Below are 8,506 nucleotides of genomic sequence, written 5' to 3'. Positions count from 1 at the left end.
CTCCTTTTGTCTTTCAGGCGTGTTCTACGCCACCATCGCCTGTTCTTTCGGCTCCTGGCGGATCTTCTCCAAACGTTTGAGCGCGAGCAGCGCGGCGCCGATCGCGCCGACCATCTCCGGCTCGTCGCTGACGTTGACTTTTTTCTTGAGCGTTTCCTCCAGCGCCTTGACCATCCCTTTTTGCCGCGCGACGCCGCCGACGAAGGTGATCTCTTCTTCCAGCCCGACGCGCTTGAGCAGGGCCATCGCTCTGGAAGCGAGCGACTGGTGCACGCCGTAAAGGATGTTCTCCACGGTCTGGCCGTTGGAGACGTGGTTGATGATTTCCGATTCGGCCAGCACCGCGCAAACGCTGCTGATCGTCTGCGGCTTGTCGGCGCGCATCGACAGATCGCCCACCTGCTCGATCGTGATCTCCAGATATTTGGACGCGCGCTCGATGAAGCCGCCGGCGCCGGCCGCGCACTTGTCGTTGGTGCGAAACTCGTGGACCTTTCCGTTCTCCAGGACGCGGATCGCGCGCGTGCTCTGGGCGCCGATGTCGAGGATGCAGCGGGTCTTGGGAAAGAGAAACACCGCGCCGCGTCCGACGCAGGTGATGTCGGTGATCTGGATGTCGCGGAACGGAACATTGTATCTGCCGAATCCGGTGGTGGCGACATAGCTCAGGTCGCTCTCTTTGATCCCGGCCTGTTCGAGCGCGATCCGGAGCGCGTCTTTGGAGACCGCGGTAAAATCAGGCCGGGTCCTGATCGTGCTCTGGCCGCGCACCTTTCTCTCGCCATCCATGACGATGACCTTGGTGCTCTTGGCGCCCATGTCGATGCCGGCTACGAAAAGCATGGAAACCTCGCTTTCAGTTTCGGGTTTCGGGTTGCGGGTCTCGCGTTGAACTCGGAACCCGGAACTCGGAACTCGAAACTTTCATTGCGCGTTCGAGAGCGAAGATCGCCGCGCCCAGCGCGCCGACAAAGTGCGAATCGGGACTCACGTTGACCTTCATGCCGAGTTTTTCTTCCAGCGCGCGGACCATGCCGATGTTGCGCGACACGCCGCCGGTGAACGTCACTTCCGGCTCGATGCCGACCCGGCGAACCAGAGAGATCGTGCGCGCGGCGATCGCGCTGTGCACGCCGCCGAGAATGTCTTCGACTTTTTTTCCCTGGGCGCAATACGACATGATGTCCGACTCGACGAAGACGGTGCAGACGGTGGTCAGGCGGACCGGATTTTTCGCCCGCATCGCGATTTCGCCGATGTCGTCGAGCGAGAGACTGAGGGCCTCCGCCGCGTGGGCCAGGAACCGTCCCGTGCCCGCGGCGCATTTATCGTTCATGACGAAGTCTTTTACGTCGCCGTCGGCGCCGATGTGGATTCCCTTGGCGTCCTGCCCGCCCATGTCGATGACGGTGCGGGTGTTGGGAAAGAGGAAGCTCGCGCCGCGCGCGTGGCAACTGATCTCGGTGATCTGTGCGTCGCCGAACGTGACCTTGTATCGGCCGTAGCCGGTGCCCACGACATAGGCCACTTGCTCCCGCTTCAACCCGGCGGCGTTGAGCGCCTCCTCGAAGCCCTTGTTGGCCGCGCGCGTGACGTTGGCGCCCGTGTCGGTCAAAGCCCTGGCGACGATCTCGCGCTTCTCGTCGATGATGATGGCCTTGGTCTGTGTGGAGCCAACGTCCACGCCTGCGGCATAGATCATCGTGCGTCTCCCTGCGCGCTCTCGCGCAGCATCTTCTGGTGCTCGAGCGATTCGAAAAACGCGTCGATCCGATTCTTCATCTGCGCCTCGGAGAAGTAGCGCGGGTCTTCGATGTCGGACTCGACGAGCAAGGTGGGAATCCCCAGATCCTTGGTGAAATGCTCGCGCATGTCGCCCTGGCCGGCGGAGAAAAGCCGGCAGCTCTTGACCGAATGGATCACCAGCGCGTCGGCGTGCCACTCTTTCACATAGCGGTGGATCTGCTCGTATCTCTGGAGGAAGCTCCGGTTGGTAAGATTCCATTTGAGCATGTGCGCGGCGATCGATTCGAGCGGATGGTTGGAATCGTGCTTGAAGCCGAATTCCCACAGGCCGCCCACGGTCGAGTAGGTCGAGGCCACCGCCACGGCGCCCCACTTGGAAAACAGATCGCGAAATTGGCGCAGGTAGGGCCACGGCGGCGGCCCTTCGATCACGAAGCGGAAGCGCTCCTCCGGGAGCGGGCCCATTCCGAGCTCGACCTTTTCTTCCATTTCTTTCAGCGCCGTCTCGAAAAACCTGAGCCCTTCTTCGGTGCCGCGGAGACAGTAGAGCGGCGCCATCATCGTCACCGAATCGAAGTAGGCATCGAACGGCGACGGGGTATTTTTCGTGAGCGCCTTGATCTTCGCCCACATCTCGCCGGTCTCGGCCGAGCGCGAGACGATCTGCTGCAGCTTGGCGTAGTCGAACTTCTTGCCGCTGATGCGCTCGCACGCTTCGATGACCTCTTCGAGCTGGCGGACGACGTAAGTGATGTCCGCCGCCGACGGCTCGTCGGATTCCCCGTGCAGAAACGGAATGTCGAGGTTGTAAAGCTCGCCGTCGGAATATTCGGCGAGATGCTCGAACCACTGGAGGTAGACGTTGCAGCCGACGTAATTGCACAGGATCAGAGACGGCAGGGGGATCGTGGCGAACGGCGTCTTGCGGCCGGAGTGGAACATGCCCACGTCCGCCTTGACATAGGCGCAATTGTCCATCGAGTAGCCCATCTCTTCCGCCTTCTGGATGAAAGGCAGCGCAACTTTTTTCACCGCGAGCTGCAGCGCGTTGATCTCCGGATAAACCGGGATCATGTCGAAGGCTAAAACCAGCTCGACCGGGTTGCCGCTGATGAGCATGTAGACGGCCTTGCCGTCGCCTTGCTCCGCCGCGCGCGTGAGGCGCTCAAAGTATTTTCCCATGATCTCCTTTTGCAGGAGATGCATCTGCCCCTGGTAGGTCGTCTTCACCGCTTCGGCTGCTTGCGCCATGGTCGGCTCCTTTTCAATCGAACAGCATGGACTCCACGAACGTCTCGACTTCCGAGCGCGATTTGTCGAAGATCCACATCTTCTCCTCGAACTCGAGCGCAAGATGCGGGATCGCTTCTTTTTCCAAAGTCCTGCGGTAGAGCGCGTAATCGAACAGCGCGGGCTCGCAGAACTTGGCCGCCAGGAAGATCACGGCGCTGGCGCCCGTCTCGCGAACTCTGTCGATCAGGTGTTTGGATTTGGACTGGCGGCTGTCGTGCTTGACGCCCGAGTAGACGCTTTGATCGATGTACGCGCGCGCCAGGTTCCGGACCGGATCGCCTTCCGTCGGGATATCTTCCACAAGCCAGCGCCAGCCGATCAGGAAATCGTCGTCCAGAATGTAGCAGCCCGCCGCTTCCAACCCCTCGATCAATTCCAGCGGCGGCTGCTCGCAGAACGAGCCCTCGAGCACGACCTTGATGCGGTCCTTGGGCCTCTCGTCCCGCTGCCGCAACTCTACGAGCGCCTCTTTCAGAATGGCGATATGCTCCTCCGCCGGGATCAGGGTTCCTATGCGCATCAGGACATAACTCTCCGCCGTCGAGAGATTTTGCGGCGTTTCTTTACGGATGCGGTAAAGCTCGCGGAGCAATTTTCTCTGCTCGTTGTAGAGGAGAATGCTCCGTCCGAGATCTTCGTCGGTGACGGTCTTTCCGCCGAGAGTTTCGTAGCTCTTCTTGAGCCGGTTGTATTCCGCGGCGAGGTAGTCCGCGGTGGAGCGCGACTTCATGTTTTGCGGAAAGTGGATGTACTCCACCATCATCTGAGGGAAGTTTCGTTTGAAAACGCTGCCGAGGTTGCGTGCCGGATCGCAGATCGAATGAAAGACCATCCCATCGACGAAGTTGAGCTTGTCGGTCAGCCCCAGCTCAAGCGTGCTCTTCACGATCGAGCAGACGAAGGATTGAAAGCGCGAATCGGCGTGGGCGATCTCGATCCTGTTGCCGCCGCCGACGATGCCGATCGGCAGCATGCCCGCGGCGTGGATCAGCTCGACCGGCGTGTAAACCGGATAGCAGCCGACCACTTTGGATCCCGGATGGGTCGTCTTCCACTTCGCCGCCGGTTCGAGCGGCGATTCTTCCAGGATCTCTCTGTAGCCGGCTATCAGGTTTTCGATCCCCATGGTGTGCCTTTCTAAACGGTCATTCGTGCCGATCTCCCGTGCTCAAGCAAGTTGAGCAATCGATATGCCAAGGAATTTTTCGACTCTGAAATCAGCCTGGCGGATGGTTTTGATCGGAGAGAGTTCCTAAAAGTAGGAAGAATCGGATGGAATATTCTTAATTCTTGGAGTCCGGCGCGGCGGCGGTGGTGCTCTTCTCCCGTCCAGAATGAATTTTCCGGTGGCATGTCGCTTGCTCGATAACGAAAACGGAACTGATCGACGGCTTCGACGCCGGTTGCTTGGAAAGGAGGAAGTTATGAATAGAGTGCCTGTAACCGAATTTTATATGCAACAGGAGGCGGCCCCGCCGGAGCCGGAGATCACCGAGGTCGAACGGCTACTGAACGAATTCGAGAGCCACGAGACTCAGGAAAAGGATTTTCTCCGGCAGTATAAAGAAGTTGCCGCCGACGTTCGCCAGCCTCTGATCAAGTTTCTCCTCCAGCTCATTATCTCCGACGAGGAGAAGCACCACGCGGTCACGCACGCGATGGTCGCGACGCTCAAGGGCGACCTCAGTTGGACCAAGCCGGAAGACGCGATTCGCGGCCTTTACGACCTGGGCGATCAAAAAAAAGAATTGCTTGCCATGACCGAAGAGTTCATTCGAACGGAAAAAGAAGGCATCCGGGAGTGCAAGAGCCTGACGAAAGTCAGCCGCCGTTACTACAAGGGACTATTCGCCTTGCTCATGGGCTGCATGATCCACGATTCGCAAAAGCACGTCACGATACTCGAGTTTTTGAGGGACAGGCTGAAAGAAGCCTGAAAAGAACCGAAGTTCTTAATTGCTCCTCACCTCCCTTAGCTCCCGCAACAGAACGACCTATCTTGGAGCCGCCCGCCTGCTCCGAGCCGGGCGCCTTCAAGCAAAAAGTTGAAAATTCGCGGGTAACAAACTATAACTAGGTTTCAAGGCACGTGCTCATATGGCTGTACCAAACTTCGATCCACTTGAGGCCTTTTCCGAAGTCGAGCGTCTGGTCGGGAAAGTCTATTTCCGCTTTTCTCATCTGTTTATGGACAAACCGGAGTTGAGAGACTTCTGGTGGGAGATGGCGCGCCAGGAGGAGCAGCACGCGCTGATTCTTTTGGCCTGCAAAATCATCATTCAAAACTACGAAGACGAGGAGTTGGACCCGAGCATCAGCAGGGAAACCGCCGAGCGTCTCAAGGAGCACATTCGCGGCTACCTGAACGAGGGCACGCCGTCGATCACCTGCGAGGAAGCGTTCAAGATCGCCGTGGAAATCGAAACCTCCGAGATCGATGTCATCTACGGGAAGCTTTTACAACTCGGCGGGCCGAAGATCGCGCAGACGCTGGAAAACCTGGGCGTGCCCGCGGCCGTGCAGCGGCAAAAGTTAAAGGCGGCGCTGCGCCGTTTTTGCAGCAGCCCGGACCTTCTCGCGGCCGCCGAGCAACTCTAGAGAGACTGACGTGCAGAACGGCCTGGAAGAGATCATCGGCAAGAGCAAGCTCTTGCTGAACGTCCTCGAAATGGTCAAGAAAGTGGCGCCGACGCAAGCCACCGTGTTGATCACCGGCGAGAGCGGCAGCGGCAAGGAATTGGTCGCGCGCGCGATTCATGGACTGAGCGACCGGCACGATAAGCTGTTCTTACCGGTCAATTGCGGCGCGCTGCCGGAGACCCTCCTGGAGAGCCTTTTGTTCGGCCACATGAAGGGCTCGTTCACCGGCGCGTTCGCCAATCAGGAGGGGCTGTTTGAAAAAGCGCGCGGCGGAACCATTTTTCTCGACGAGATCGGCGAGATCCCGCAGCATCTTCAAGTCAAGCTTTTGCGGGCGCTCGAGGCCAAGGAGATTCTGCCGATCGGCAGCACGAGCCCGCGGCGCATTGACGCGCGCGTGGTGGCCGCCACGAACCGCGACCTGAAAAAAGAGGTCGAGGAGAAACGCTTTCGCGACGATCTCTACTACCGGCTGAACATCATGGAGATCCACATCCCGCCGCTCCGCGAGCGGCCCGAGGACATACCGATTTTGGTCGAGCATTTGATTCGGAAGCACAATCCGGAATTGAAAAAGAGTTTTAAGGGGGCGGAGCCCGAAGTGATCGGGGTCTTGGCCTCTCTGGCGTGGAAGGGAAACGTGAGGGAGCTCGACAACGTGATCGAGCACACGATGATTCTCGCCGACAGCGATTGGATCACGCTGAAGAATCTGCCGGCGGCGTTGTTGAACGCGGAAGAGACCATTCCTCCTTTCATTGTGAATCTCAAGGACGCGACCAAGCAATTCGAAAAACAGCACATCCTGCGGGTCTTGGACCAGGCCGGCCAAGATCGAAAAGAAGCCGCGCGGCTCCTCGACATCAGCCTTTCGTCTCTCTACAGGAAGCTCGAAGAATTAGGCATCTCCTAGTCTTTCATTTCCGAGAATATCCTTTCTTTCTTTCCGGAAGTTAAGAAAATTTCGTCCATATCTCTTCGTTAGCGGAAGAATTTCGCTGGCACCGTTATTGCTCTCCTTTGTCCCTGAAAGTCGAAGATTTATGGAGCCAGCGCAATTCATGCCGGTCGGCGAAGCGTGCTCGACGCCTCTCGTCCAGGCGATGCTCGACCCGGCTTTTTATCCTGAAAGGCCGACTGAAGTCGCGCATCGGGAGACGCACATCTCCCATGTCTTTCTCGCCGGGGAGCTGGCGTACAAAATCAAAAAGAACGTGCGCTACTCGTTCGTCGATTATTCCACGCTCGAGCGGAGAAAATTTTTTCTCGAGGAAGAGCTGCGTCTCAACCGGCGGCTGGCGCCGTCGGTGTACTTGGGCATCCTGCCGATCTCGCGCGACGATTACGGCTGGCAGTTGGGCAGCGACGCTCGCCCCGAGGAATACGTTCTCGTCATGCGCCGGCTGCCGGAAAAACGGATGCTCGATTATTTGTTGGAGCGCGGCCAGGTGACGCCGCGAATGATGGCGGCTCTGGCGGAAATCCTGGTCCCGTTTCATGCTCAGGCCGCGCGGGGCCAAAGGAAGCACGCGTACGGGCATCTTTCGAGCGCGCAAAAAATTTGGCAGCAAAACCTGGCGGATCTCGCCCCCTTCGTCGGACGCACGATCGACGCCGAGAGTCTCGCGGCCATCCGCGCCTTCGGCGGCCGCTTTTTGGACGAGCGCGCCGAGCTGATGCTCCGCCGGGAGCGCGAGGGACGCGCGCGCGAGCTGCACGGCGATCTCCACTGCGAGCACGTCTGCTTCGCGCCCGAAGGCATTCAGATATTCGATTGCGTCGAGTTCAGCCCCCAACTGCGCCGCATTGACACGGCATCGGAAGTCGCTTTTCTGCTGATGGACCTGGAGGCGCGCGGGGGCAAAGAACAGGGCCGGCAATTTCTCCGCCGCTATCTCGAGCTGGCGGACGATCGTGAGCTGCCGGAGCTCTTGCCGTTCTATCAATGTTACCGCGCGCTGGTGCGGGGAAAAGTTTTTTCGTTGATCTCCGACACCCAGGCCGAAACGGCGGCGCGCTATTTCGATCTTGCCCACAGTTATACGTGGCAAGGGGTGAAGCCGTTCGTTGTGATGATCTGCGGCCTCACCGGCAGCGGCAAATCCACTTTAGCGCGCGCGCTGGCGCGCCGTCTCGGCGCCGCCGTCATCAATTCCGATGTCCTGCGCAAACGTCTCGCGGGAGCGCCCGAGCGGCGCGAGCCGGCCCATTTCGGCGAAGGAATCTACGGCGCCGCCATGACCGGCAGGGTTTATCGCAAAATGACCGAAAAAACCGAGCGCCATCTCGCCGCCGGAGAAGGAGTGATTCTGGATGGCACGTTTCAAAAAGCCACCCAGCGCGCCGCCGTTTTCGAGACGGCGGCAAAGTATGGCGCGCCGGTGGCGATCGTTTACTGTCATTCACGGGAAGAACTCATTCGGGAACGACTTCAAAGGCGCGCCGCCGAAGGGCGCGATGTTTCGGACGGCGACTGGCAAATCTACCTGAAACAAAAAGATCTCTTCGAGCCCATAACGGAATCGGCGCTGCCCCGTCTCGCTCTCGACACCGAATCTCCCGTCGCTGAGCTATCGCGGGATGCCGAGCGGTTTTTGCGCGCCTCGTTCGCCAAGAGCCGAAACGAGACCGGCTCCCATTCTTCACAGAGCGACTTGAATCAGCCAGCGGAGGACCGATGAAGGACGCGGTCATCGTCAGCGCGGTCAGGACCCCTATAGGAAGTCTCAACGGCGCGTTGAATTCTTTGTCTGCCCCGACGCTGGGAAGCATCGTGATCGCCGCGGCGCTAGGTCGAGCCGGAGTCGACGGCGGTGAAGTTGATGAA

At 59.1% G+C, this 8,506-nt stretch carries 9 protein-coding genes; 5 read left to right on the top strand and 4 right to left on the bottom strand.

The window, feature by feature from the left end; genetic code table 11:
* Window positions 1–24: 24 nt before the first annotated feature.
* The 4 genes from VGL70_09305 to VGL70_09290 are packed head-to-tail and all read right to left on the bottom strand — an operon-like array spanning window position 25 to window position 4,165.
* Window positions 25–843, bottom strand: a complete 819-nt coding sequence (locus tag VGL70_09305; protein HEY3303716.1) for an acyl-CoA dehydratase activase — start codon at window positions 841–843, stop codon at window positions 25–27.
* 13 nt (window positions 844–856) lie between these two features.
* Window positions 857–1,702 (bottom strand): acyl-CoA dehydratase activase, encoded by an 846-nt coding sequence (locus tag VGL70_09300; GenBank protein HEY3303715.1) that lies wholly within the window; start codon window positions 1,700–1,702, stop codon window positions 857–859.
* Window positions 1,699–2,997: a 2-hydroxyacyl-CoA dehydratase family protein gene (locus VGL70_09295; protein ID HEY3303714.1), complete on the bottom strand. Its 1,299-nt coding sequence runs from the start codon at window positions 2,995–2,997 to the stop codon at window positions 1,699–1,701. Before VGL70_09295 ends, VGL70_09300 begins: the two co-directional genes overlap by 4 nt.
* Before the next feature lie 13 nt (window positions 2,998–3,010).
* On the bottom strand, window positions 3,011–4,165 hold the full coding sequence (locus VGL70_09290; GenBank protein ID HEY3303713.1) for a 2-hydroxyacyl-CoA dehydratase: 1,155 nt from the start codon (window positions 4,163–4,165) through the stop codon (window positions 3,011–3,013).
* A gap of 298 nt (window positions 4,166–4,463) precedes the next feature.
* On the opposite strand from VGL70_09290, the gene VGL70_09285 reads away from it, so the two are divergent.
* The 5 genes from VGL70_09285 to VGL70_09265 form a co-directional block, all read left to right on the top strand.
* Window positions 4,464–4,976 (top strand): hypothetical protein, encoded by a 513-nt coding sequence (locus VGL70_09285; GenBank protein ID HEY3303712.1) that lies wholly within the window; start codon window positions 4,464–4,466, stop codon window positions 4,974–4,976.
* A gap of 160 nt (window positions 4,977–5,136) precedes the next feature.
* Window positions 5,137–5,637, top strand: a complete 501-nt coding sequence (locus VGL70_09280) for a hypothetical protein (GenBank protein ID HEY3303711.1) — start codon at window positions 5,137–5,139, stop codon at window positions 5,635–5,637.
* Window positions 5,638–5,647: 10 nt separating this feature from the next.
* Entirely contained in the window at window positions 5,648–6,592 is a 945-nt protein-coding gene (locus tag VGL70_09275; protein ID HEY3303710.1) for a sigma 54-interacting transcriptional regulator, read from the top strand.
* Window positions 6,593–6,722: 130 nt separating this feature from the next.
* The gene (locus tag VGL70_09270) at window positions 6,723–8,360 is read left to right on the top strand and encodes an AAA family ATPase (GenBank protein HEY3303709.1); all 1,638 of its coding nucleotides are present in this window, start codon (window positions 6,723–6,725) and stop codon (window positions 8,358–8,360) included.
* On the top strand, window positions 8,357–8,506 hold a 150-nt coding region (locus tag VGL70_09265), incomplete at its 3' end, for an acetyl-CoA C-acetyltransferase (protein HEY3303708.1). The genes VGL70_09270 and VGL70_09265, both read left to right, overlap by 4 nt.

Source organism: Candidatus Binatia bacterium (assembly GCA_036504975.1).
GTDB lineage: Bacteria > Desulfobacterota > Binatia > UBA9968 > UBA9968 > JAJPJQ01.
Note: the sequence above shows the minus strand (reverse complement) of the source record. Positions and strands in the feature narration are given on the sequence as shown.

What these genes read in the sequence shown, in the direction of transcription:
- VGL70_09305 (HEY3303716.1), bottom strand. Translation starts at nt 843, where the DNA reads ATGCTTTTCGTAGCCGGCATCGACATGGGCGCCAAGAGCACCAAGGTC.
- VGL70_09300 (HEY3303715.1), bottom strand. Translation starts at nt 1,702, where the DNA reads ATGATCTATGCCGCAGGCGTGGACGTTGGCTCCACACAGACCAAGGCC.
- VGL70_09295 (HEY3303714.1), bottom strand. Translation starts at nt 2,997, where the DNA reads ATGGCGCAAGCAGCCGAAGCGGTGAAGACGACCTACCAGGGGCAGATG.
- VGL70_09290 (HEY3303713.1), bottom strand. Translation starts at nt 4,165, where the DNA reads ATGGGGATCGAAAACCTGATAGCCGGCTACAGAGAGATCCTGGAAGAA.
- VGL70_09285 (HEY3303712.1), top strand. Translation starts at nt 4,464, where the DNA reads ATGAATAGAGTGCCTGTAACCGAATTTTATATGCAACAGGAGGCGGCC.
- VGL70_09280 (HEY3303711.1), top strand. Translation starts at nt 5,137, where the DNA reads ATGGCTGTACCAAACTTCGATCCACTTGAGGCCTTTTCCGAAGTCGAG.
- VGL70_09270 (HEY3303709.1), top strand. Translation starts at nt 6,723, where the DNA reads ATGGAGCCAGCGCAATTCATGCCGGTCGGCGAAGCGTGCTCGACGCCT.